This is a genomic window from Aeromicrobium massiliense JC14, from assembly GCF_000312105.1.
Lineage (GTDB): Bacteria > Actinomycetota > Actinomycetes > Propionibacteriales > Nocardioidaceae > Aeromicrobium > Aeromicrobium massiliense.
Genome location: NZ_HE978636.1, coordinates 1254988 through 1277675 on the forward strand (window position 1 = coordinate 1254988; position 22688 = coordinate 1277675).

Consider the following 22688-nt stretch of genomic DNA (forward strand, 5'->3'; position numbering starts at 1 on the left):
TCAGTCGAGGGAGGTGCGGTGCACCTTGTGCTGCGCGGCCTGGGCGACCGGCTTGATGACCAGCTTGTCGACGTCCACGTGGGCGGGCAGCGACGCCACCCAGCGGATCGCCTCGGCGACGTCCTCGGCGACGAGCGGCTCGGCGACGCCCTCGTAGACCTTGCCGGCGGCGGCCGCGTCGCCGCCGAAGCGGTTGAGCGCGAACTCGTCGGTGCGCACCATGCCCGGCGCGATCTCGGTGACCCGCACCGGCAGGCCGTTGAGCTCCAGCCGCAGCGTCTCGGTCATGACCTTCACCGCGTGCTTGGCCGCCGTGTAGCCGCCGCCCCCCTCGTAGGCGGTGAAGCCCGCCGTCGAGCCGACGTTCACCAGCAGTCCCGCGCCCGACGCCACGAGGGCGTCGACCAGGGCCTGGGTGACCTGCAGCGTGCCGATGACGTTGCTCTCGTACATGTCGCGCCACGCCTGCGGGTCGGCCTTGGCGACCGGGTCCAGGCCGATCGCGCCACCGGCGTTGTTGACCAGGACGTCCAGCCGCGGGCCGACCTGCTCGGCCAGCGCGGCGACCGACGTGGGATCGGTGACGTCGCAGACGACGGCGGTGCCGCCGATCTCGGTGGCGAGCGCCTCGACGCGCTCCTGACGGCGCGCGGCGCAGTAGACGTGGAAGCCGTCCCCGGCCAGGGCGCGGGCGGTCGCGGCGCCGATGCCGCTGCTGGCGCCGGTGACGACGGCGGTGCGGGTGCTCATGGGCTCATGCTCCCAGACGCCCTCGCCGTGCCGAGGTGGGACGCGGTGGGATGATGGGAGGCCGAAGGCGAGGTGCTGATGATCCGACGGGTCGCGATGCTCTCGGCGCACACCTCCCCGCTGGAGCAGCCGGGGGACGGGGACGCCGGCGGCATGAACGTGTACGTGCTCGAGCTGTCCCGACGGCTCGCCGCGCGCGGCGTGGAGGTCGACATCTTCACGCGCGCCACGTCGTCCAGCCAGCCCGAGGTCCACGACGCCTTCGAGGGGGTCCGCGTCCACCACGTCGCCGCGGGGCCGTTCGAGGGCCTGACGAAGAACGACCTGCCGGCGCAGATGTGCTCGTTCGTGCGTGACGTGCTGCGCGCCGAGGTCGAGAACGGGCCGGGCACGTTCGACGTCGTCCACTCGCACTACTGGCTGTCCGGCCAGGTGGGCACGGTCGCCGCGGAGCGCTGGTCGGTGCCGCTGGTGCACACGATGCACACGATGGCCAAGGTCAAGAACGCCCGGCTCGCCGAGGGCGACGCCCCCGAGCCGATCGGTCGCGTGCGCGGCGAGGAGGAGATCGTCCGGCTCGCCGACCGGCTCGTGGCCAACACCGAGGAGGAGGCCGCCGAGCTCGTCGGTCTCTACGAGGCCGACCCGGCCCAGGTCGTGGTCGTGCACCCCGGCGTCGACCTCGACGTCTTCCGCGCCGACCGGTCCGAGACCGCGCGCACCGCGCTGGGCCTGGTTGACGACGCCGTCGTGCTCCTGTTCGCCGGACGCATCCAGCCGCTCAAGGCGCCGGACGTGCTGCTGCGTGCCGTCGCGGTGCTGCTGGAGCGCGACCCGTCGCTGCGCGAGCGCCTGGTCGTCCCGGTCGTCGGGGGAGCGTCGGGCTCGGGCCTGGACGCCCCGGACGCGCTCGCCGACCTGTCGCGCGAGCTGGGCCTGGACGACGTCGTGCGGTTCGAGCCGCCGGTGCGCCAGGACGTGCTGGCCGACTGGTACGCCGCCGCCACCGCGGTCTGCGTCCCGTCGTACAACGAGTCGTTCGGCCTCGTCGCGATCGAGGCCCAGGCCTGTGGCACGCCCGTGGTCGCCGCCCGCGTCGGGGGTCTGCCCACCGCGGTCGCCGACGAGGTCAGCGGGCTGCTCGTCGACGGCCACGACCCGGCCGACTGGGCCGACGCGCTCGAGCGGCTCGTCACCGATCCCGGCCTGGCCGACGCCATGGGCCGCAAGGCGGTCGAGCACGCCTCGTCCTTCGGGTGGGAGGCGACCGTGGACCGTACGCTCGAGGTGTACGAGGCGGCGCGCGCCGCCCGGGAAGGACGTCGATGACCCAGCAGCACGCGGCCGAGGTGGTCCGCGACGCCCTGGAGCGCTCGGGGCTCGAGCACACCGAGCACCGGCCCGGCGCCTTCGACGTCGACCTGCCCGGCGAGCGCAAGCTCAAGACCACCGTGCGCCTGGAGGTCGGCCGGCACTCGCTGGCCATCCACGCCTTCGTCGCCCGGCGCCCCGACGAGAACCACGAGGCCGTCTACCGCTGGCTGCTGGAGCGCAACCTCAAGCTGTACGGCGTTGCGTTCGCGCTCGACGCGGCCGGCGACGTCTACCTCGACGGACGCGTGTCGCTGGAATCGGTCACGCCCGACGAGGTCGACCGGCTGCTCGGCTCGGTGCTCACCTACGCCGACGAGTCGTTCAACCCGATCCTCGAGCTCGGCTTCGAGACCTCGATCCGCAAGGAGTGGGAGTGGCGGCTGTCGCGTGGGGAGTCCACGAAGAACCTGGCGGCGTTCGAGCGCTTCCGCCCCGACGCCCCGAGCGAGGCGTGATCGCGTGAGGGCCCGTCTGTTCGTCGACGTCACCGACCCCTGGTCCTACGTCGGCACCACCCGCTTCGAGCGCGCCGCCGCCACCTTCACGATCGTCCGCGGTGAGCCCGTCGACATGGCGCTGCGCGCCTTCCAGCTCGACCCGGACGTGCCGAGCTCCGGTCGCCCGCTGCGCGACGCGCTCGCGGCCCGGCACGGCGAGCACGAGGCCGACGAGATGCTCGCGCAGGTCAGCGCCGCTGCCCGCATCAGCGGCATCGACCTGAACTTTCACGACGCGATCGAGGCCAGCTCGTTCGACGCCTGGCGCCTGCTCACCTGGGCCGGCGACGTCGGCGCGGCCGAGCAGCGCGACCTGGCCCACCAGCTGTGGCGGGCGCACCTGCTCGAGGGCGCGGACGTGTCCGACCCGTTCGTCCTTGCCACCCGGGCGGCCCTCGTCGGGCTCGACCTGGAGACCGCCGAGGCGCTGCTGGCCAGCGACGAGTACGCCGACCAGGTGCGGCTGCAGGTCGAGGCCGGCCGCGCCGTCAACGTCACGCAGCTGCCGACGGTCGTCGTCGAGGACCGCTGGACGCTGGCCGGCCTGCACAGCCAGGACGACTACGTGCAGGCGCTCGACGCCATCTACCGCGAGTGGCGCGAGGCGTAGCCATTCGCTCCCGCGCCGGCGGCGAGCCCGCTCGATAGGCTCGGGTCATGACCATGAACCTCGTCCTGCTGCGGCACGGCCACAGCGAGTGGAACGCGCTGAACCTGTTCACCGGCTGGGTGGACGTCGACCTCAACGAGCAGGGCGTCGCCGAGGCCCAGCGGGCGCCGGGCCTGCTGCGCGACGCGGGCCTGCTGCCCGACGTCTCGCACACCTCGCTGCTGCGTCGCGCGATCCGCACCTCGCAGATCGTCCTGGACGGCGTCGACCGGCACTGGGTGCCGGTCCGCCGGTCGTGGCGGCTCAACGAGCGCCACTACGGCGCGCTGCAGGGCAAGGACAAGAAGGCGACGCTGGAGGAGTTCGGCGAGGAGCAGTTCATGCTCTGGCGCCGCTCGTACGACACCCCGCCGCCGGCGCTCGCCGACGACAGCGAGTTCAGCCAGGCCGGCGACGCCCGCTACGCGATGCTGCCCGACGAGCTGCTGCCGCGCACCGAGTGCCTCAAGGACGTCCTGGAGCGCATGCTGCCGTACTGGTACGACTCGATCGTCCCGGACCTGCTGGAGCAGAAGACCGTCCTGGTCACCGCGCACGGCAACTCGCTGCGCGCGCTGGTCAAGCACCTCGACGGCATGAGCGAGGACGCCGTCACCGGGCTCAACATCCCCACCGGCATCCCGCTGCACTACGAGCTGGACGCCGACTTCACGCCGGTCAAGGCCGGCGGCACCTACCTCGACCCGGACGCGGCCCAGGCCGCCATCGCCGCGGTCGCCAACCAAGGCCGCTGACCCGGCCGTCGCGCACGAGCGCCCCGAGCCGAGCTCGGGGGCGCTCCTGCGTCCGGGTCAGGACTCGTACTTGTAGCCCAGGCCGCGCACCGTGACCAGCGTGCGCGGGGCCGCGGGCTCGGGCTCGATCTTGGCCCGCAGGCGCTTCACGTGGACGTCCAGCGTCTTGGTGTCGCCCACGTAGTCCGAGCCCCACACACGGTCGATCAGCTGGCCCCGGGTCAGCACCCGCCCGGGGTTGCGCAGGAAGTACTCGAGCAGCTCGAACTCCTTGAGCGGCAGCCGCACCTCGTCGCCGTCGACCGTCACCAGGTGCCGCTCGACGTCCATGCGCACACGGCCCGCCTCGAGCGCCGCGTCGTCCTCGACCTGGTCGACCACGCCGCGGCGCAGCACCGCCCGGATGCGGGCGACGAGCTCGCGCGGGCTGTACGGCTTGGTCACGTAGTCGTCGGCGCCGAGCTCGAGCCCGACCACCTTGTCGATCTCGGTGTCCTTCGCGCTGACCATGATGATCGGCACGTGGGACGTCTGCCGGATCTGGCGGCACACCTCGGTGCCCGACAGGCCGGGCAGCATCAGGTCGAGCAGGACGATGTCCGCCCCGCCGCGCTCGAACTCGGTCAGGGCGTCGGGACCGGTCTCGGCGACCGCCACCTCGAAGCCCTCCTTGCGCAGGACGTACGACAGCGCCTCGCTGTAGCTCGCCTCGTCCTCGACCACCAGGACACGGGTCATGCGTGCTCCTCCTCGTTGTCCGGCACGTGCGCCGGGAGGACGAGGGTGAACGACGACCCCTCGTCCGGCTTGCTCCACACCTCGACGGACCCGCCGTTGCTGGCCGCGACGTGCTTGACGATGGACAGTCCCAGACCGGTGCCGCCCGTCGAGCGGTGCCGGGCCGGGTCGACGCGGTAGAACCGCTCGAAGATGCGGTCGAGCTCCTGCTCGGGGATGCCGATGCCGCGGTCGGTGACGGTGATGCGGATGTCGTCACCGTAGGCCTCGGCGGTCACCGACACCCGGGTGCCCGCCTCGGAGTAGGTGACGGCGTTCTCGACCAGGTTGCTGACGGCGGCGTGCACCTGGCTGCGGTCGCCCCGCAGGTACAGCCCCGGCTCGCAGGCGCGCACCAGCTCGATGCCCTTCGCCTCGGCGTCGGTCTGGCTGTGCTCGCACGCCTCGGCGACGAGGTCGGCGACGGACACGACGTCGGGCGTGTCGTTGAGGACGTCCGCCTGCAGCCGCGACAGGTCGATGATCTGCTGCACCAGACGGGTGAGCCGGCGGCCCTCGTCCTGCATACGCCCGGCGAAGCGGACGACCGCCTCGGGGTCGTCCTTGGCCTCGCCCACCGCCTCGGCGAGCAGCGAGATCGCGCCGATCGGCGTCTTGAGCTCGTGGCTGACGTTGGCGACGAAGTCGCGGCGGATCGTCTCGACCCGGTGCTCGTGGGTGCGGTCCTGCACGAGGACGAGCACGACCTGGCGGGTCAGTGGCGCGACACGGGCGTGGACGTGGACGGGCGCGCGGCCGCGGCGGTCCAGCGTCGTCTCGCCCTCGCGCACCTGGCCGTCGCGCCGCACCTGGCGCACCAGCTGCAGCAGCGACTCCGAGGTCAGCGCGTCCTCGCGGACCAGGCCGAGCGCGTACGCCGGTGCGGACGCCTGCACGACGACGTCGGAGTCGTCCAGCAGCACGGCCGAGGACGACAGCACGCTCAGCACGGCCTCGGCGCCCGGCGGGACGGGGCTCGCCGGCGCGGGGCCCGCGGGGACCTCCTGCAGCCGGCGCTCGCTCAGTCGCCAGACGTAGGTGATGGCGGCACCGACCAGCGCTCCCAGGAACGCGGTGATGACCAGCTCGGTGCTCAGCTCCACGGCACTGATGGTACGCACGCCGGACACCCGCCCGACGTCCGCGAGGGGGCCCTGACCTGGGACGTTCCGGGCCTGTTCATGCCCCGTTCACGGCAGGTCGCCGCCCGTTCACCGGCGCTGCCTAGCCTGCTCGCATGCGTGACCAGTACTACGAGCAGCTCGACACTCTCGTCGACGAGCTCGTCTCCCTGACCAACGACGTGCGGCGCACCGTCGCCGACGCCACCTCCGCCCTGCTGGGCGCCGACACGGGCCTCGCCGAGCGGGTGATCGCCGGCGACAAGCACATCGACACCGAGACCGAGTCGATCGAGGAGCGCGCCCTGCTCCTGCTGGCCACGCAGCAGCCGGTCGCCACCGACCTGCGCCAGCTCGTGGCCACCCTGCGCATGGTCACCGACCTGCAGCGCATGGGCGCCCTCTCGGTGCACGTCGCCAAGGTGGCGCGCCGCCGGGCCCCCGACGTGGCGGTGCCCGAGAAGCTGCGCCCGACGATCATGTCGATGGCCTCGGTCGCCGACCAGATGGTCGACGCCGCCGCGCGCATCGTCGCCGACCGCGACGTCGAGGCCGCCGGCCGGCTCGAGGCCGAGGACGACGAGATGGACCGCCTACGCAAGCACATGTTCCGCGTGCTGCTGGACGACTCCTGGGAGCACGGCGTCGAGCCGGCCATCGACCTGGCCCTGCTCGGGCGCTACTACGAGCGCATCGGCGACCACGCGGTCTCGATGGCCCGTCGCGTCGTCTACCTGGTCACCGGCGAGCTCACCTGAGCCTCGTCCCACCGCGACGGCCCCCGCAGCACGTGCTGCGGGGGCCGTCGTGCGTCACGATGCGGGCATGATCCGCCTGCGTCCCGATCTCGGCGCCGCGCTCGAGCGCGCCCGCACGCTGGAGCCGCTCGACGAGGGCTGGTCGCTGGCCGACCCGCCCCCCGGCGCGGACGTGCTCGACCGCTGGACCGACGTGCCCGACGGGACGGACCTGGACGCCGCTGCCGCCGCGCTCCGTGACTGGGGCGTGCACCGCGGGGCCGGCCTCCGGGTGGCCGCCGACGGCCCCGCGACGCTCGGCTCGGACGTGGTGCTCGGCATCGGACTGGGGCCGTTCTGGGCGCTGGCCCCGTGCCGGGTCGTGGACGTCTCCGGCCACGGGTTCACCTACGCCGCGCTGCCCGGGCACCCCGAGGCCGGGCTCGAGCGCTTCGAGTACGTCCGGGACGAGCACGGGACGCGGTTCCACCTGCGGGCGGTCAGCCGGCCGGCCTGGCGCACGACGCGGCTCGTGCCGGCCGCTGCGCGGCGCGTGCAGGCGGTGGTCACCGCGCGGTACGTGCAGGCCGGCGCCGACCTGGCTGCCGCGACCCTCTGACCGGGGAACGACGAGGCCCCGGCAACCCCTCGGGGGTGCCGGGGCCTCGTGCGGCCGGGTCACTCGGGACGGGCGGTGGTCTCCTCGGAGTCCGCGTCCTCGGCGTTGCCGGTGGCGTCCCGGTCGGCGGGCTGGCGGCCGTCGGTCGACTGCAGCACCGACTCGTAGACGTCCTGGTCGCCACGGGCGACGGTCGGCGTGTCCACGACGACGGTCGTGCCGTCGGCGAAGCTGAAGGTGAGCTCGACGTAGCGTCCGGCGGCGATCGGCGAGACCGCGAAGAGCGTGCGGGCGTCGACGCCGAGGCGGACGAGCTGTCCCTTCGGGACGCGGACACGCGACGGTCCGGTGACCTCGACCTGCTCGCCGTCGACCTCGCCGGCGGTGATGCCGGTGAGGACGGCGTCGTCCTCGCCGTTGTTCACCAGCGAGACAGCCACGACACCGGCCTCGGCGGCCTCGCGCTCGGGCGCCTCGGTCTCCTGCTCCTCGCCCTCGGCCTCGGACACCTCGACCGGCTCCAACGAGCCCTCGTCGGCCACGACCAGCGTGTGCAGCGCCTCGACCTCGCCCTCGCGGTTGTCGGCGCCCACGGCGGCCTGGTACTGCTGGTTCACCGCCGTGTCGAACCCGGTGCCGCAGGCCGACAGGCCCAGCGCGGCGACGAGGGTCAGGGAGGCGGCCGCGGTGCGGCGGGTGCGGACGGAGCTCACGTGGTTCCTGCTTCCGGACGAGGGACGACAGCACCGCGATCCTACCCAAGGGCCGCCGGTGGCACCGATCAGGTCCTGTGTCCCCCGTCTCACCAGTCGGAAGGGCCGTCGGTCGTCGATGGTAGGATGGGTCCCCAGAGAGAGGTGCTCATTACATGACCTTCCGAGTCGGCGAGACCGTTGTGTACCCCAACCACGGCGCGGCCCTGATCGAAGACATCGAGACGCGCGTCATCAAGGGCCAGGAGCGCGAGTACCTCGTGCTCCGGATCCAGTCCCAGAACGACCTCATCGTCCGCGTGCCGGCGGACAACGTCGATCTCGTGGGCGTCCGTGACGTCGTCGACGAGCAGGGCCTGGAGCGCGTGTTCAACGTGCTGCGCGCCGAGCACGTCGAGGAGCCCACGAACTGGTCGCGACGCTACAAGGCCAACGTCGAGAAGCTGCACAGCGGCGACGTGCTCAAGGTGGCGGAGGTCGTGCGCGACCTCTGGCGCCGTGACCACGAGCGCGGGCTGTCGGCCGGCGAGAAGCGCATGCTCAGCAAGGCGCGCCAGATCCTGGTGTCCGAGCTCGCGCTGGCCGAGCGGACCAACGAGGACAAGGCGGAGATCCGCCTGGACGAGGTGCTCGCGTCGGCCACGCCGGCTGCCTGAACCTCGCACGCACGAAGGGCCGCTCCCGCCGGGAGCGGCCCTTCGTGCGTCTAGCGGCCGAGCAGCAGGGCCGAGGCGATCGCGGCGACGCCCTCGCCGCGGCCGGTGAGCCCGAGTCCGTCGGTCGTGGTGCCGCTGACGCTCACCGGGGCGCCGACCGCCTCGGACAGCACGCGCTGGGCCTCGTCGCGCCGCGTGCCGACGCGCGGGCGGTTGCCGATCACCTGCACCGTCGCGTTGGCGACCTCGAACCCGGCCTCGCGCACCAGCCGGGCGGCCTCGGTCAGGAACGTCGTGCCGGACGCGCCGGCGAAGCGCGGGTCGGCGGTGCCGAAGCGTGACCCGATGTCGCCGAGCCCGGCGGCGGACAGCAGCGCGTCCACCAGGGCGTGGGCGGCGCAGTCGCCGTCGCTGTGGCCCTCGAGGCCGAGCGGCTCGTCCTCCCACAGCAGGCCCGCGACCCACAGCGGGCGGTCGGGGACGAGGCGGTGGACGTCGGTGCCGAGGCCGGTGCGGGGGATCACGGCACGATCATGCCGCACCCGCTCACCAGCGGGCGGTGTCCTTCGGCAGGGCCTTGTTCGCCGGGCGCATCACGTAGGTGATGCCGCCCGAGCCGCGCAGCCACGCGCGCTCGAACTGGGCCCGCTGGTAGACCCGGCGCACCTGCTGGGCGGTGCTGGACGAGCCGGCCGGGTCGTTGGCGATGACGCGACCGTCGCGGGTGAACCCGCGGATCACCATGAGGTGACCGGCCGTGGACGAGATGGGCGCACCGGTCAGGCCGCCCTTGCCGAACGCCACCGAGACGACGACGGGGATGCCGGCCTGGACGAACCGCTCGGCGTCGCGCAGGTCGTACAGCCGGGTGACGAAGGCGTCGAGCCCGAACAGCCCGGCGTAGGCGGTGTTGAACGGCCAGTTGCCGGTGCCGCCGTAGCGTCGGTCGATCGTGTAGCGGGCCGCGTGGTCGACGAAGCCCTCCTTCTCGCCCGTCCAGGCGTAGCCGGCGGCCGTCGGGCCGCGGCCCCAGTAGCGCAGCACCATCGAGACGGACGTCGGCGAGCACCAGGCCTCGCCACCGGCGCCGTAGCGCCCGCCGTGGTGACCGCGGTGGATCATCTGCGAGGCGTACGGGACGTTCAGCTCGACCGTGCGGGTCATCGTCGTGGGCGACGTCGAGCGGCTGCGGGTCGTGTACCCGGCGGCGGCGCCGCTGACCGACGTGACGGACGGGGTCGCGCTGCTGCCGGACCTCCGCACGAGCATCACGCGCACCTGCCACTGGCGGAAGCGGTGGCTGCCCCGGGCGACCACGGTGTCGGTGTTGACCTGGGCCAGGTCGTCGGCCTGGGCCGACAGCGACGTGCGGCGCAGAACGTCCGTGCCGCTGGCCCAGTCGGCGACCGTGTCCCACGACCCGACCTTGCGGCCGTCGCGCACACGCACCTGCACCCGCACCCACGTGCCCTTGGGCGTGGTGGCGTTCCAGGACGGGACGAGCGAGCGCGCGTCGAAGCCGGTCGAGGCCCACGGCGACGTCCAGCTGCCGTAGCGGTAGCGGACGCCCGACCGGGTCAGCACCTTCTTCGGCGAGCGGAGCGTCACGGTGCCGCCGGCGACACGGACGCCGCTGAGGCTCCCCTTGCGCAGCTCGGCGGACGACGAGTACTGGGTGAACCGCGCCTTCTGGGCGTCGGCGGCCTGCGCGGGCGGCGCCACGAGGGTGGCGGCGAGCAGGCCGAGGGCCGGGACGAGGGCGGACGCGAGACGCCGGGGAAGAGGCATGGCCGCAGGATAGGTCACGAAGATGGCCGACGGGACGCCTTCGCCGCCGCGCGATGGTCGGCGCCGTGCTCCGCGGCGGATACCCTTGGCTGGTGAACGAGCGGAGCGAGCGAATCATCAGCGCGGTCGCGGGCGAGCGTCCGTGCCGCGCTCTTCCCACGGAGGCACGCCCGTGACGCTGCACCTCTACGACACCGCGACCAGGTCGCTGACCGAGCTCGTCCCGGTCACCCCCGGGCACGTGGGGATCTACCACTGCGGCCTCACCGTGCAGGGTCCGCCGCACATCGGGCACATCCGCAAGGAGGTCGTCTTCGACGTCCTGCGCCGCTGGCTCGTGCGGGCCGGCTACGACGTGACCATCGTCGCGAACGTCACCGACGTCGACGACAAGATCCTGGCCAAGGGCGAGGAGCAGGGCCGGCCCTGGTTCGCCGTGGCCTACGAGAACGAGCGCCGGCTGCACGACGCGTACGCCGTGCTCGGCTGCGAGCCGCCGACGTACGAGCCGCGTGCCACCGGCCACGTGCCCGAGATGGTCGAGATGATCGCCGACCTCATCGAGCGCGGCCACGCCTACCCGGCCACCGACGACTCCGGCGACGTGTACTTCGACGTCCGCTCGTGGCCCGCGTACGGCGAGCTGAGCAACCAGAGGCTCGACGACATGCAGGCCGCCGAGGACGCCCCGCCGTCCGGCAAGCGCGACCCGCGCGACTTCGCGCTGTGGAAGGGCCACAAGCCCGGCGAGCCCGAGACCGCGTCCTGGCCGACCCCTTGGGGTCGCGGACGCCCGGGCTGGCACCTGGAGTGCTCGGCCATGGCGGCCAAGTACCTGGGCCACGAGTTCGACATCCACGGCGGCGGCCTGGACCTGCGCTTCCCGCACCACGAGAACGAGCTGGCCCAGTCGCGGGCGGCCGGGCAGAAGTTCGCCCGCGTCTGGATGCACAACGCGATGCTCAACCTCGGCGGCTCGAAGATGGCCAAGAGCGTGGGCAACACGATGATGGTGAGCGAGGTCGTCAAGCGCGTCCGCGCCGTCGAGCTGCGCTACTACCTCGTCGCCGCGCACTACCGCTCGATCATCGAGTACAGCGAGGAGGCCCTGCTCGAGGCCGCGACCGCCTACCAGCGGCTCGAGGGCTTCGTGCAGCGCGCCAGCGAGGTGACCGGCGGGGTCGAGCCCGGTGACGTCACCGCCGCGTTCGCCACCGCGATGGACGACGACCTGGCCGTCCCGGCCGCGCTGGCCGCGATCCAGGCGTCGGTCGCCGACGGGCAGAAGCTGCTCGCCGACGGCGACTCCGCCGCGCTCCGCGAGACGCTCGCGAGCGTCCGGGCCATGCTGGACGTGCTGGGCGTCGACCCGCTGTCGCCGCAGTGGGCCACCTCCGGGACGTCCGCCGCCTACGAGCAGGCGCTCGACGTGCTCGTCAAGGCGCTGCTGGAGCAGCGCACCCAGGCCCGGTCCGCCAAGGACTGGGCGACCGCCGACCTCGTCCGTGACCAGCTCGCCGCCGCCGGCGTCGAGGTGGAGGACACCCCGCAAGGACCGCGATGGTCCGTGAAGGAGAACCGCTGATGGCCGGCAACAGCCAGCGCCGCGGAGCGATCCGCAAGGGCAGCAAGAACACCGCAGGCTCGGGCGGACGCGTCCGCCGCGGCCTCGAGGGCAAGGGCCCGACGCCCCGCGCCGAGGAGCGCCCGAACCACAAGGCCTACAAGATGGCCCGCGCCGCCGACAAGCGCGAGCAGGCCAAGCCCAAGAAGCGTCGGGTCAACGACGCCGAGTGGGTCGCCGGACGCAACTCGGTCGTCGAGCTGCTGCGCGCGACCGTCCCGGTGGCCGGCCTGTACGTCGCCGAGGGCACCGACCGCGACGAGCGCATGCGCGAGATCTTCTCGCTGGCCTCCGAGCAGCACGTCTCGCTCATGGAGATCGGCCGGATCGAGATGGACCGGCTGACCGGCGGCGCCGTGCACCAGGGCATCGCGGCCAAGATCAACGCCTACGAGTACGCCGACCCCGACGACCTCGTCGACCTGGCGACCGAGGCCGGTGAGGTGCCGCTCATCGTCGTGCTCGACGGCATCACCGACCCGCGCAACCTGGGCGCCATCGTGCGCTCGGCGTCGGGCTTCGGCGCCCACGGCGTCGTCATCCCCGAGCGTCGCTCGGCGCAGATGACCGCCTCGGCCTGGAAGACGTCCGCCGGTGCGGCCGTCCGCGTGCCGGTGGCCAAGGCCACGAACCTGACCCGGCAGCTGAAGAGCTTCCAGGAGGCCGGCTGCATGGTCATCGGCCTGGCCGCCGACGGCGACGTCGAGCTGCCCGCCTGCGAGCTGCTCGACGGCCCGCTGGTCGTCGTCATCGGCAGCGAGGGCAAGGGGCTGTCGCGCCTGGTCGCCGAGACCTGCGACCAGATCGTGTCGATCCCGATGAGCTCGTCGCTGGAGTCGCTCAACGCCGGCGTCGCCGCGGGTGTCGCGCTCTACGGCATCGCCCAGGCCCGCCGCTAGCCCTCACCACCCCGCGGCTCCGCCGCGATTCGTGAAGAAAAGGACCGCTCTCGGCGTGAGAGCGGTCCTCTTCTTCACACATCTCGGGGGAGCGGGGCTCGGGTGAGGGCGTCAGAAGAGCTGGACGGTGCCGAAGCCGCGCTGCCAGTAGGCCAGGGGTGCGCCGCCCAGCACCTCGGCCTCGAGCACGTCGGCCAGGACGATCGAGTGGTCGCCGGCCGGGATGATCGTCTGCACGTCGGCCAGCGCCCACGCGTGGATGCCCTCCAGGCGGGGCGCGCCGGCGTCCGTCCACGGCACGTCGGCGAACCGGTCGTGGACGTCCTTGGAGAAGCGCAGCGCGAGCTGGTCCTGGTGCGCGGCCAGCAGGTTCACGCCCAGCTGGCCGCCCTGGCGCAGGCGCGCGAGCAGGGACGACGTGCGGCTCAACGTGACCGCGACGAGCGGCGGGTCGGTCGAGGCGCGCTGGACGTTGCGCACCGTGGTGCCGTGCGGACGTCCGCCCGCGCCGGTGGTGACGATCGCCACGCCGGCGGGCACCGTCCCGGCCAGCGCGTCGACCGCCCGGCGGAGGGCGGCGGGCGTGGATGCGGCCGTCACGGCCGGGATTCCGGGCGGGAGCGCGAGGTCATGCTGCCATCGTCGACATGCGCCACGGATCTGAGACGCCGATCTCGCTCTGCGAGACACGTTCGGGGTTCGGTGGAAGTCGAACGTACGGTCTTGCGAGTTCGATCCCGCGGCCCGACCGGCCGCGCTTCCCCCGGCGGCCACGAGCCGCGCACGAAAGGAACGTCATGTCCGAGCCGAACCTCATCGAGGCTCCCAAGCGCCGCGGCCCGCTCGTCGCCGTGGTCGTCGTCGTGGTGCTCGCGGTCATCGCCGCCATCGTCTTCTTGGCCACCCGCGGTGACGACGACGCCGCCGCCGGTGCCACCAAGGTCAAGCTGGGCGTCGTCGGCGCCAGCGACCCGTACTGGGAGGACTTCAAGAAGGCCGCCGCCGACGCGGACATCGACGTCGACATCCAGGACTTCAGCGACTACACGCAGCCCAACCCGTCGGTGAGCGAGGGCGAGCTGGACATCAACCAGTTCCAGCACATCATCTACCTGGCCGAGTACAACGTGGCCAACGACGACGACCTGACGCCGATCGGCGCCACGGCGATCTACCCGCTGTCGCTGTACTCGCAGAAGCACGACTCGGTCGAGGACATCAAGGCCGGCGAGACCGTCGTCGTGCCCGACGACGACTCCAACCAGGCCCGCGGCCTGCTCGTGCTGCAGTCGGCCGGCCTGATCGAGCTCAAGGACGGCGGCTCGCCGTACTCGTCGCTGGACGACGTGCTGCCCTCGTCGAAGGTGAAGGTCAAGGCGCTCCAGGCCGACCTGACGCCCACCTCGCTGCCCGACGTGGCCGCCGCGATCATCAACAACGACTACGTCACCAAGGCCGGCCTGGACGTCGACGACGCCATCGCGACCGACGACGCGTCGGACCCGGCCGCGGCGCCGTACATCAACATCTTCGCGGTCCGCAACGAGGACAAGGACGACCCGACGCTGAAGAAGCTCGTGCAGATCTACCACGACACGAAGGCCGTCACCGACGGCGTCAAGGAGGTCTCCGGCGGCACCGCGGTCGTCGTCGACACCCCCGTCGAGGACCTGCGCAAGACCCTGGCCGACGTCGAGGCCGACGTCCGCGCCAAGGGCTGACCCACCGCACGACACCTGAGGGGGCGCGGCGCCACGAGCGCCGCGCCCCACGGTCCTTCCACCACCCCGAGAGGACGAACGTGGCACTCGTCGAGCTGCGCGACGTGCGCAAGGAGTACCCGCCGGCCAAGCGCGGCGCCGAGCCGGTGCACGCGATCCGCGGCGTCGACCTGGACGTCGAGGCCGGAGACATCTACGCCGTCGTCGGCTACTCCGGCGCCGGCAAGTCGACCCTCGTCCGCCTGGTCAACGCGCTCGAGCCGGCGACGTCCGGCTCGGTGACCGTCGACGGCGTCGAGCTGACCGGGCTCAAGGAGCGCCAGCTCCAGCGCGTCCGGCTCGGGATCGGCATGATCTTCCAGCAGTTCAACCTGTTCCACTCGCGCACCGTGTGGGGCAACCTGGCCTACCCGCTCGAGGTCGCCGGCGTCGGCCGCGCCGAGCAGCAGCAGCGCATCAGCGAGCTGCTGCACTTCGTCGGCCTGGCCGACAAGGCCCACCAGTACCCCGAGCAGCTGTCGGGCGGGCAGAAGCAGCGCGTCGGCATCGCCCGCGCCCTCGCCACCAACCCGAAGCTGCTGCTCGCCGACGAGGCCACCAGCGCGCTCGACCCGGACACGACCCAGGAGGTCCTGGACCTGCTGGCCCGGGTCAACCGCGAGCTCGGCATCACCGTCGTCGTCATCACCCACGAGATGGACGTCGTCCGCTCGATCGCCAACAAGGTGGCGGTGATGGAGGACGGTCTCGTCGTCGAGCGCGGCCTGGTCAAGGACGTCTTCGCCGAGCCGCAGCACGAGGTCACCAAGCGGTTCGTCGGCACCGTCGTCGACACCGTCCCCGAGGGCGACGTGCTCGACGACCTTCGCGAGCGTCATCGCCGGCTCGTCACGCTCGAGTTCCGCGAGGGGTCACCGGGCCAGTCGCAGGTGTTCGCCGAGCTGCTCGACCGGGGCGTCCGTTTCGAGCTCGTCCACGGCGGCATCGAGCGCGTGCAGGGCGCGACGTTCGGCAACCTCACCCTTGCGCTGACCGGCGAGCCGGAGCGCGTGCGCGAGGCGGTCACGGCCGTGAGTCGCCTGGTGCGGACGGAGGAGCTGGCATGACCACGCGCGAGACCCGACTGCCCGAGCTGTGGGACCTGATCTGGCAGAACACGTTCAGCACGCTGTGGATCGTCGCTTTGGTCATGCTGATCGGTGGCCTGCTTGGCCTCGTCCTCGGTGTGAGCCTCTACGTGACCCGTCCCGGTGGGTTGTTCACGAACAGGCCGGTCAGCGTTGTGCTGAACGTGCTGGTCAACTTCTTCCGGCCCATCCCGTTCGTCATCCTCGTCGCGGCCGTCCAGCCGGGCGCCCGGCTCGTGGTCGGTACCGGCATCGGCAACCGGGCGGTCATCTTCGCGATGGTGGTCGGGTCGATGTTCGCCATCGGGCGCATTGTCGAGCAGAACCTCGTGACGGTGCAGCCGGGCGTCATCGAGGCGGCTCGCTCGATGGGCGCCAGCCGCTTCCGGATCCTGCGCACCGTCGCCCTGCCCGAGGCTCTCGGCCCGCTCGTGCTGGGCTACACCTTCGCCTTCGTCGCGGTCATCGACATGCAGGCGATCTCCGGCGTCATCGCCGGTGACGGACTGGGCAACTTCGCGCTCAACTACGGCTTCAAGCAGTTCGACACGGCGGTGACGTGGACGGCCGTGGTGATCATCGTCGTGATCGTCCAGGTCGTGCAGTTCGGCGGCAACCGCCTGGCCCGCCACTTCCTGCGCCGCTAGTCACCTCTCGCTGGGTGCGGGACGCGCTGAGTGTGACGTTTCGGGGGTTGATCGGCCTGATCGAGCCCCGAAACGTCACACTCAGCGGGTCAGGGACCGAGGACCCGGTCGAGGTAGGCGTTCGCGAACGTCCGCTCGGGGTCGAACCGGTCGCGGGCCGCGAGGAAGTCGTCGAAGCGGCTGTAGCGCTTGGCCAGGTAGCCCGCGTCCCGGGTGTGGATCTTGCCCCAGTGCGGACGTCCCTCGTGGGCGGTGAAGATGTCCTCGGCCCCGGCGAAGTAGTCGGCGAACGGACGCTGGACGTACTGGTGCACGGCCACGTACGCGTTGTCGCGCTCGTGCCCGGTCGACATCCAGACGTCGTCAGCCGCCGTGAAGCGGATCTCGACCGGGAAGCTGACCGTGAGCCGGCTGCGGTCGACGAACGCGGCGAGCTCCTCGACGACGTCGCGCACCGCCTCGCGCGGCACGGCGTACTCCATCTCGCGGAAGCGGACGCGGCGCGGCGAGCAGAACACCTCGTGCGAGCGGTCGGTGAACTCGCGCGCCGACAGCGCCCGGGCGTTCAGCCGGTTGATCGCCGGCACCCAGGCCGGCTTGGCGGTGCCGACCCGGCAGATCGCGCCGAACGCGCCGTTGCTCAGCACCTCGTCCTCGAGCAGGTGGCGGGCCCGCGAGACCGGACGCGGCTCGGTGCCGGCCGGGACGCGGTTGTTGCGCTTGGTGCTGGTGCGCCGGGTGTGCGGCCACCAGTAGAGCTCGAAGTGGTCGTTGCCGTCGACGAGGTCGTCGAGCCCCTCCCACACCGCGTCGAGCGCCATCGGCTCCTCGCGGGCGTGCAGCAGGAACGCCGGGACGCACTGCAGGACCACCTCGGTGACGACGCCGAGGGCGCCCAGCGAGACGCGTGCGGCGCCGAACAGCTCGTCGCCCTCGGCCAGGTCGAGCACCTCGCCCGTGCCCGTGACGAGCCGGACCCCGACGACGGCCTTGCTGATGCCGTGCAGGCGTCCGCCCGTGCCGTGGGTGCCGGTGGAGACGGCGCCGGTGATGGTCTGGTGGTCGATGTCGCCGAGGTTCGGCAGGGCGAGCCCGAGGGCGTCCAGCAGCCGGTTGAGGTCGCGCAGGCGCAGGCCACCCTCGACGCGCACCCGGCCGGTGGCGGCGTCGGCGTGCAGCACCCGGGTCATGCGGGTCATCTCGACCATGACGCCGTCGGTGGCCGCGATGGACGTGAACGAGTGCCCGCTGCCGACCGCCTTGACCCGGCTGCCGACGGCCGCGGCCTCGCGGACCAGCTCGACGACCTCCTCGGTGCTGGTCGGGCGCAGGACGGCGGACGGGTGCGCGACGGCGCTGCGTCCCCAGTTGACCCAGGTGGTGCTCATCCGAAGTTCTTCCCCTCGCCGCGGTAGGTGGGCAGCAGCTCGACGTCCCCCGCGGCATCCACGAGCGCGACCCGGTCGAAGCGCTCGCACATCTCGCCGGCCTTGGCGTGGCGCATGAGCACCCGGTCGCCGAGTCGCAGCGTGCGCGCGGCAGCGCCCTTGACCGGCGTCTGCACCTCGCCCGCGCCCTCGGAGCCGATGAGCGAGAGCCCGTCGGGCCAGACCGGGCTCGGCGCCCGGGACGCCTTCGCGGGGCCACTGGCCGTGTAGCCGCCGGAGAACAGGGTCACGACGTCGTCGGTGGGCCGCCGGACGACCGAGAGCGCGTAGTACGCGGCCGGACGGGCGTGGAAGGCGTCGTAGCGGTCGAACAGCGTCGGCATGAACAGCCCGGACCCGGCGGTCAGCTCGGTGATCGAGGGGTCGGTGCCGGTGACCTCGAGGCTGCCGGTGCCGCCGGCGTTGACCAGCTGCAGGTCGGCGTGGCGGCGGACGGCGTCCACGACGGCGGAGCGGCGCTCGGCCAGGTCGTCGTTGGAGCGCTTCTTCACCAGCCGGATGGCGGGGGAGGTGTCGGGCAGACCGGCGACCTGCGCGTCGTAGAACATGACGCCGACGAGCTCGAAGCCCGGCCGCGCGGCGATCGCGGCGGCGACGGCCGTGGCGTCCTGCGGCGTGCGGACGGGGGAGCGGCGCACGCCGAGGTGGAGCGGCCCCACGCGCAACGAGCAGTCGACGTCCAGGCACAGCCGGATCGGCGGGTGGTCGGTGGTGCCGATCAGGGCGTCGAGCAGGTCCAGGTGCTCGACGGAGTCGACCATGAGCGTGATCGCCGCGAGCCGCTGCTCGGACGCGACCAGGTCGCGCAGCGCGGCGGCGTCGGCCGTCGGGTAGGCGAGCAGCAGGTCGTCGTGGCCCAGGTCGGCGAGCCAGACGGACTCGGCGAGCGAGTAGGTCATGAGGCCCGCGAACCCGTCGTGGGCCAGCGTGCGGTCGAGCAGGTCGCGCACGCGGACGGACTTGGAGGCCACGCGCACAGGGACGCCGCCGGCACGACGGACGAGGTCGTGGGTGTTGGTCGCCAGGGCGGGCCCGTCGAGGATCGCGCACGGGGCCGGGAGGTCCGCGGTGGCGCGCAGCAGGCGGTCGTAGGGCTCGGACACGCGCTCACCCTAGGGGGCCGCGGGCTCGCCGGGGAGGGGTTCGCGGTGACCGGGTCCACTACGATGACCCCGCGGGCCCGGCCCGCACGCCTCCGTAGCTCAGTCGGTAGAGCGCCTTACTTGTAATAAGGATGTCGCGGGTTCGATTCCTGTCGGAGGCTCCGCGGCAGCGGTCTCGCGTGTGCGATCCCGGGTCGGACGGACGTCCGGCTTCGCGCACCGACCACCTGACGTCCTTGCACGGCGATGCAAGCATCGCGTAAGCCATGGCGCCCACGCTGGTCACAGCCCACCGGGATCTCGGTGCGCTCCTGACTGAGAGGCCCACCATGCGAACGTCCCGTCCTGCTTCCTCCGTCGCCGCCACGGCGATGGTGCTCCTTGCCGTCCTCGCCGGGTGCGGGGGGCCGTCCGACGACGCCACAACGGCCGCGGGCGCCGACGCGCAGGGCCTCGCGGCCGCCGGAGCGACCTGCTTCGACGCGTTCCCGGAGGCGATGGGCACCCCGGACCTGGAGATCCTCACCATGGTGCCCGAGGGCTGGCCCGAGCCGTCGGTCGACGCCACGCTGTGCCAGACCTTCCAGCAGTCGGACGGTCACAGCGAGCTCGTCGGCTACCTCGTGGAGCAGGGCGGCGCCGCCGACGTGCTCGACGGCTACGAGAGCGCCCTGTCCGACATGAGCCTGAAGCGCACCGGCGACGTGATGACCGGGACGTCGGGCGACGCGTCCTTCACGATCACCGTGCTGTCCGACACCGCCTTCACCCTCGAGTTCCGTCGCTGACGCGCGGCCCCACACCGAGAACAGGAGACGCGCATGAGCGCCATGACCACCCTGCGCCGCATCGCCACCGTGCTGGTCCAGCACCACGGCGACGAGCTGCGCCAGCACGTTCACCCCTCCGTTCGCGTGGTGACGCCCCCGCGTCCGCCGCGCGCTGACTGGACCTCCCGCGAGTGGGCCGAGGACTTCGTCATCACCGTCCGCGACTCCGGGGTCGACGCCGACGGCCTCGACTACTCGCCGAGCTCGCTGGCGCTGGTCGACGAGTACGTCGGCCTCTTCGCCGAGCACGAGGTCGAGCTGCCCGACGACGTGGCCGAGGGAGCGGCCGCCTACTTCGTCCAGGTGATCGCCGGTTCCTGGCGCGAGCTCGGGGAGTCCGAGGCGGCGAGCCTGCACGCCTCCGCCCGCTCGCTCGTCGCCCACGGCGGGTCGCTCGGCGAGAGGTACAACGCGGTCGTCGACTGACGAGCGCGAGGAGGGGCCCGGACGCTGACCCAGCGTCCGGGCCCCTCGCCATGTCCCTGGTTCCGGAGCCGGGAACGGCCACGTGTTCACCGAGGATCTGGGATCACACACCGGCGAGGGCTCCCTATCTTCGGGTCACCGGTCGCGCCGCGGCCCCGACACGAGGAGATCCAGATGTCCGACCAGCAGCCGCACGAGGCACCCGTCGTCGCCCACACCCCCGAGGAGGACGACGGCGCGGACTCGGCCCTGTCGTGGTTCGGTGGAGCCCTGCTGGGCGTCGCGTTCGCCGTCTTCGTCTGGACGCCGTGGGGGGCCAGCCAGTTCGGTGACGGTGACAACACCGGACGCCGTGCCGGGTTCAAGAACCTCATCGACGACCTGGGCCAGAGCGGCGTCACGGCGATCGCCCTCGGCGTGGCCGTCCTGTTCACCGTCGTCGGCGCCTTCACGCTCCGCGCCGAACGTCGAGACAAGGCGTGAGCCGGGTCGCCCGACCGCTTCCCAGGACGCGGCCGGCATGAGGCGCGTCGTCGAGGTGACCACCCCGGCGGCGTGGTGGTGGGCGCGATCGCAGGGGGTGGTGCGGCGCCTCGTCGTCGCGCCTGCCGCCAGTGGCCAGCCGCCGGCCCTCACGCCGCAGGTCTGGGTGGCCGTCGCGGCGACCATCGACGACGTGCTGCGCCTGGCTCGCCGCACCGCCCCGGCCCTCTCGTCCCGCTCGGTGCGGGTCGAGCTGACCGCCAGCCTCGACGACGCGTGCTGGTCCCTCGTGCAGCAGTACGTCCTGCACGACCCGCCGCGGTGGGACGGCCTGGACGGCACGCTCCACGCCTCGAGGGGTGCGGTCCGGGCGATGCGCGCCATCGGGGCCCCGCGCGTGCCGGTGCTCGACCTGGGGACGGCTCGCCTGGTGCAGCGGCTCGGGGCGCGCGGCGGGCGAGAAGTGCCGCACGGGGACGAGCGAGTGGTGGTCGACGAGTGCAGCGTCCGTGTGGCGCTGGGACAACACGGACCACGTCTCCCTGCGGGCGGAGCTGATCAGGCAGACCCGCGATCGTGCACGCGGTCGCGAGCGGACCGAAGGAACGCAACGATGAACGAATCCACGATGCTCCACGTGGCGGCGCCCGCCGCCTGGGTGCTGGCGCCCGCCGGCGCATGGCGTGCGACCGACGGCGACCGCCGCAGAGGCGCTGACGACGCGGCACGCGAGCCGAAGGAGGGCTGGAAGCGTTTCCGGAGCGAGATCCTGGCGGTGCTGGCCGAGGCGCGTTCCCGTGCGTCGCGCGTGTCGGACTGTCTGGTGCCCGTCCCGGTGCCCGCGTCCCTGGCCCCGTCGACGGTGTCGCTCATGCGGCGCTGGCTGGCCCGCGGCAGCGCACCCACCTGGCACGTCGAGTCCGGTCAGGTCGATCAGGGACGCACGCTCGTGTCGGCGATGTTCCGGGCGGGCTTCCCGACCGTCCCGGTCATCAGCGCGACGACCCTGCAGATGGTGACCTACCAGCAGTCCGTGGCGACACCGCTGCTTCCGCCGCTCACCGACGACATGGTCGCGCAGTGGCAGGTGGAGCACATCTGGTGGGCGACGCCGGCAGGGAAGTCGTGGCGCATGCTCAACCCCCGTCACCTGGGCACGACGCGCACCCTCCTGGAGTGCCTGGACTCCCGAGCCGTCGTCGCCGCCGGGATCGATCCACGCCAGCCCGACGCGACCCTGTCACCGGCCTGACAGATCGTGCGGAAGAGACGCAAGGCGGACGAAAGGGATCCGCAAGCCTCGTCGACGAGCCTGGGGCCAGGCAGATCGCCTTCGGGGCAGGTTGAGTGGGAGAACGATCCGATGAGCATGGCAACGCTGGCGCGACGCGCCGAGGAGTCCGTTCTGAGCGACGTGGACTGGGAGCAGGAGCAGGCCGTCCTGGTCGTCGACCGTCGAGGTGACGTCCTGCAGGCCGACGAGGGTGCTCGTGCGCTCCTCACGCCGCTCGGTCTGCGTCACGACCTGTGCCCCACGCGCCAGATCCGGGCCCTCATCGCCGAGGTGTGGCGCCACTACGAGTCGACCCACACCCGACTCGTCCGGCCCCTGCGGGCCCAGGCCATCCGCGGGGTCATCGTGCGGGTGACCTTCCGTCGCTCGGTGACCGGCGCCTCCGAGGCCGTCCTGACCTTCAATCGGTCGGCGCGGTCGGAGGCCGTGCGCCGACTGGGGCTCGACTTCGGGCTCACCCGGCGCGAGGTCGAGGTGGTCGCCGAGGTGCTCACCGGCGCGTCGACCAAGGAGATCGCCCGGGAGCTGAGCGTGTCCGCGTACACGGTCCAGGACCACCTGAAGTCCGTGTTCGCCAAGTGCCACGTGACCAGTCGGCTGCAGCTGACCGCGCTGATCTTCAGCCGGCTCGACGCGGTCATGTGAGCCGA

Annotated in this window: 26 protein-coding genes and 1 tRNA gene; 18 read left to right on the plus strand and 9 right to left on the minus strand. The window is 72.5% G+C overall.

Annotated elements, in window-relative coordinates; translation table 11 throughout:
* The gene (locus HGAM_RS06390) at window positions 1-750 is read right to left on the minus strand and encodes an SDR family oxidoreductase (RefSeq protein ID WP_019144647.1); all 750 of its coding nucleotides are present in this window, start codon (window positions 748-750) and stop codon (window positions 1-3) included.
* Window positions 751-828: 78 nt separating this feature from the next.
* Between HGAM_RS06390 and mshA the strand changes: the two genes are divergently transcribed.
* From mshA to HGAM_RS06410, 4 genes are read left to right on the plus strand one after another with little or no spacing between them, the layout of a single operon-like run.
* Window positions 829-2079 carry a D-inositol-3-phosphate glycosyltransferase gene (mshA, locus tag HGAM_RS06395; protein ID WP_038951603.1) on the plus strand — a complete coding sequence of 417 codons (1251 nt, stop codon included), beginning with the start codon at window positions 829-831 and terminating at the stop codon, window positions 2077-2079.
* Window positions 2076-2579, plus strand: a complete 504-nt coding sequence (locus HGAM_RS18080) for a type III secretion system chaperone family protein (protein ID WP_019144649.1) — start codon at window positions 2076-2078, stop codon at window positions 2577-2579. Before mshA ends, HGAM_RS18080 begins: the two co-directional genes overlap by 4 nt.
* A 4-nt stretch (window positions 2580-2583) precedes the next feature.
* Entirely contained in the window at window positions 2584-3231 is a 648-nt protein-coding gene (locus HGAM_RS18085; protein WP_019144650.1) for a DsbA family oxidoreductase, read from the plus strand.
* Window positions 3232-3278: 47 nt separating this feature from the next.
* Entirely contained in the window at window positions 3279-4025 is a 747-nt protein-coding gene (locus HGAM_RS06410; RefSeq protein WP_019144651.1) for a phosphoglyceromutase, read from the plus strand.
* A 57-nt stretch (window positions 4026-4082) separates the two neighbouring features.
* Here HGAM_RS06410 and HGAM_RS06415 read toward each other — a convergent pair whose 3' ends face one another.
* Both HGAM_RS06415 and HGAM_RS06420 read right to left on the minus strand, forming a co-directional pair.
* A complete protein-coding gene (locus HGAM_RS06415) occupies window positions 4083-4763 on the minus strand; it encodes a response regulator transcription factor (RefSeq protein ID WP_019144652.1) in 681 nt (226 codons plus the stop codon).
* On the minus strand, window positions 4760-5905 hold the full coding sequence (locus tag HGAM_RS06420; protein ID WP_019144653.1) for a sensor histidine kinase: 1146 nt from the start codon (window positions 5903-5905) through the stop codon (window positions 4760-4762). The genes HGAM_RS06415 and HGAM_RS06420 overlap by 4 nt, the downstream gene beginning before the upstream one ends.
* A gap of 134 nt (window positions 5906-6039) precedes the next feature.
* Here HGAM_RS06420 and phoU point away from each other — a divergent pair, with 134 nt between their 5' ends.
* Both phoU and HGAM_RS18090 read left to right on the plus strand, forming a co-directional pair.
* Complete coding sequence (gene phoU, locus HGAM_RS06425) at window positions 6040-6681, plus strand: phosphate signaling complex protein PhoU (RefSeq protein WP_019144654.1); 642 nt, start codon at window positions 6040-6042, stop codon at window positions 6679-6681.
* A gap of 67 nt (window positions 6682-6748) precedes the next feature.
* Window positions 6749-7279 carry a DUF1990 domain-containing protein gene (locus HGAM_RS18090; RefSeq protein WP_019144655.1) on the plus strand — a complete coding sequence of 177 codons (531 nt, stop codon included), beginning with the start codon at window positions 6749-6751 and terminating at the stop codon, window positions 7277-7279.
* A 59-nt stretch (window positions 7280-7338) separates the two neighbouring features.
* Here the strand turns inward: HGAM_RS18090 and HGAM_RS06435 are convergent, their stop codons facing one another.
* Window positions 7339-7992 (minus strand): hypothetical protein, encoded by a 654-nt coding sequence (locus HGAM_RS06435; protein WP_019144656.1) that lies wholly within the window; start codon window positions 7990-7992, stop codon window positions 7339-7341.
* A 155-nt stretch (window positions 7993-8147) separates the two neighbouring features.
* Between HGAM_RS06435 and HGAM_RS06440 the strand changes: the two genes are divergently transcribed.
* On the plus strand, window positions 8148-8648 hold the full coding sequence (locus HGAM_RS06440; RefSeq protein ID WP_019144657.1) for a CarD family transcriptional regulator: 501 nt from the start codon (window positions 8148-8150) through the stop codon (window positions 8646-8648).
* Window positions 8649-8698: 50 nt separating this feature from the next.
* Here the strand turns inward: HGAM_RS06440 and ispF are convergent, their stop codons facing one another.
* Together ispF and HGAM_RS18095 are read right to left on the minus strand one after the other, a co-directional pair.
* Window positions 8699-9172 carry a 2-C-methyl-D-erythritol 2,4-cyclodiphosphate synthase gene (gene ispF / locus HGAM_RS06445; RefSeq protein ID WP_019144658.1) on the minus strand — a complete coding sequence of 158 codons (474 nt, stop codon included), beginning with the start codon at window positions 9170-9172 and terminating at the stop codon, window positions 8699-8701.
* A 22-nt stretch (window positions 9173-9194) separates the two neighbouring features.
* Window positions 9195-10436, minus strand: coding sequence for a peptidase C39 family protein (locus tag HGAM_RS18095; protein WP_019144659.1), 1242 nt, complete (start codon window positions 10434-10436; stop codon window positions 9195-9197).
* 172 nt (window positions 10437-10608) lie between these two features.
* Here HGAM_RS18095 and cysS point away from each other — a divergent pair, with 172 nt between their 5' ends.
* Window positions 10609-12021: a cysteine--tRNA ligase gene (gene cysS / locus HGAM_RS06455; RefSeq protein ID WP_019144660.1), complete on the plus strand. Its 1413-nt coding sequence runs from the start codon at window positions 10609-10611 to the stop codon at window positions 12019-12021.
* Window positions 12021-12959 carry a 23S rRNA (guanosine(2251)-2'-O)-methyltransferase RlmB gene (rlmB, locus tag HGAM_RS06460; RefSeq protein ID WP_019144661.1) on the plus strand — a complete coding sequence of 313 codons (939 nt, stop codon included), beginning with the start codon at window positions 12021-12023 and terminating at the stop codon, window positions 12957-12959. Before cysS ends, rlmB begins: the two co-directional genes overlap by 1 nt.
* 111 nt (window positions 12960-13070) lie before the next feature.
* Here rlmB and HGAM_RS18100 read toward each other — a convergent pair whose 3' ends face one another.
* Window positions 13071-13559, minus strand: coding sequence for a flavin reductase family protein (locus HGAM_RS18100; RefSeq protein ID WP_019144662.1), 489 nt, complete (start codon window positions 13557-13559; stop codon window positions 13071-13073).
* Window positions 13560-13756: 197 nt separating this feature from the next.
* On the opposite strand from HGAM_RS18100, the gene HGAM_RS06470 reads away from it, so the two are divergent.
* From HGAM_RS06470 to HGAM_RS06480, 3 genes are all read left to right on the plus strand, one after another.
* Window positions 13757-14680, plus strand: a complete 924-nt coding sequence (locus tag HGAM_RS06470; RefSeq protein ID WP_019144663.1) for a MetQ/NlpA family ABC transporter substrate-binding protein — start codon at window positions 13757-13759, stop codon at window positions 14678-14680.
* 80 nt (window positions 14681-14760) lie between these two features.
* Window positions 14761-15786, plus strand: a complete 1026-nt coding sequence (locus tag HGAM_RS06475) for a methionine ABC transporter ATP-binding protein (protein ID WP_019144664.1) — start codon at window positions 14761-14763, stop codon at window positions 15784-15786.
* Entirely contained in the window at window positions 15783-16454 is a 672-nt protein-coding gene (locus tag HGAM_RS06480) for a methionine ABC transporter permease (RefSeq protein ID WP_019144665.1), read from the plus strand. Before HGAM_RS06475 ends, HGAM_RS06480 begins: the two co-directional genes overlap by 4 nt.
* Before the next feature lie 89 nt (window positions 16455-16543).
* Here HGAM_RS06480 and HGAM_RS06485 read toward each other — a convergent pair whose 3' ends face one another.
* Both HGAM_RS06485 and HGAM_RS06490 read right to left on the minus strand, forming a co-directional pair.
* Window positions 16544-17842: a D-arabinono-1,4-lactone oxidase gene (locus HGAM_RS06485; RefSeq protein WP_019144666.1), complete on the minus strand. Its 1299-nt coding sequence runs from the start codon at window positions 17840-17842 to the stop codon at window positions 16544-16546.
* Window positions 17839-19005 carry an alanine racemase gene (locus tag HGAM_RS06490; protein WP_019144667.1) on the minus strand — a complete coding sequence of 389 codons (1167 nt, stop codon included), beginning with the start codon at window positions 19003-19005 and terminating at the stop codon, window positions 17839-17841. Before HGAM_RS06490 ends, HGAM_RS06485 begins: the two co-directional genes overlap by 4 nt.
* An 88-nt stretch (window positions 19006-19093) precedes the next feature.
* Between HGAM_RS06490 and HGAM_RS06495 the strand changes: the two genes are divergently transcribed.
* From HGAM_RS06495 to HGAM_RS18105, 6 genes are all read left to right on the plus strand, one after another.
* A tRNA-Thr gene (locus HGAM_RS06495) sits at window positions 19094-19166 on the plus strand.
* Between the two features lie 168 nt (window positions 19167-19334).
* Window positions 19335-19793: a hypothetical protein gene (locus tag HGAM_RS06500; RefSeq protein ID WP_147543564.1), complete on the plus strand. Its 459-nt coding sequence runs from the start codon at window positions 19335-19337 to the stop codon at window positions 19791-19793.
* A gap of 33 nt (window positions 19794-19826) precedes the next feature.
* The gene (locus tag HGAM_RS06505) at window positions 19827-20261 is read left to right on the plus strand and encodes a hypothetical protein (protein ID WP_019144669.1); all 435 of its coding nucleotides are present in this window, start codon (window positions 19827-19829) and stop codon (window positions 20259-20261) included.
* 174 nt (window positions 20262-20435) lie between these two features.
* On the plus strand, window positions 20436-20744 hold the full coding sequence (locus tag HGAM_RS06510) for a hypothetical protein (protein ID WP_019144670.1): 309 nt from the start codon (window positions 20436-20438) through the stop codon (window positions 20742-20744).
* Window positions 20745-20781: 37 nt separating this feature from the next.
* Window positions 20782-21996 (plus strand): hypothetical protein, encoded by a 1215-nt coding sequence (locus HGAM_RS20280; RefSeq protein ID WP_019144671.1) that lies wholly within the window; start codon window positions 20782-20784, stop codon window positions 21994-21996.
* A gap of 111 nt (window positions 21997-22107) precedes the next feature.
* Window positions 22108-22683, plus strand: a complete 576-nt coding sequence (locus tag HGAM_RS18105; RefSeq protein WP_019144672.1) for a helix-turn-helix transcriptional regulator — start codon at window positions 22108-22110, stop codon at window positions 22681-22683.
* Window positions 22684-22688 lie beyond the last annotated feature (5 nt).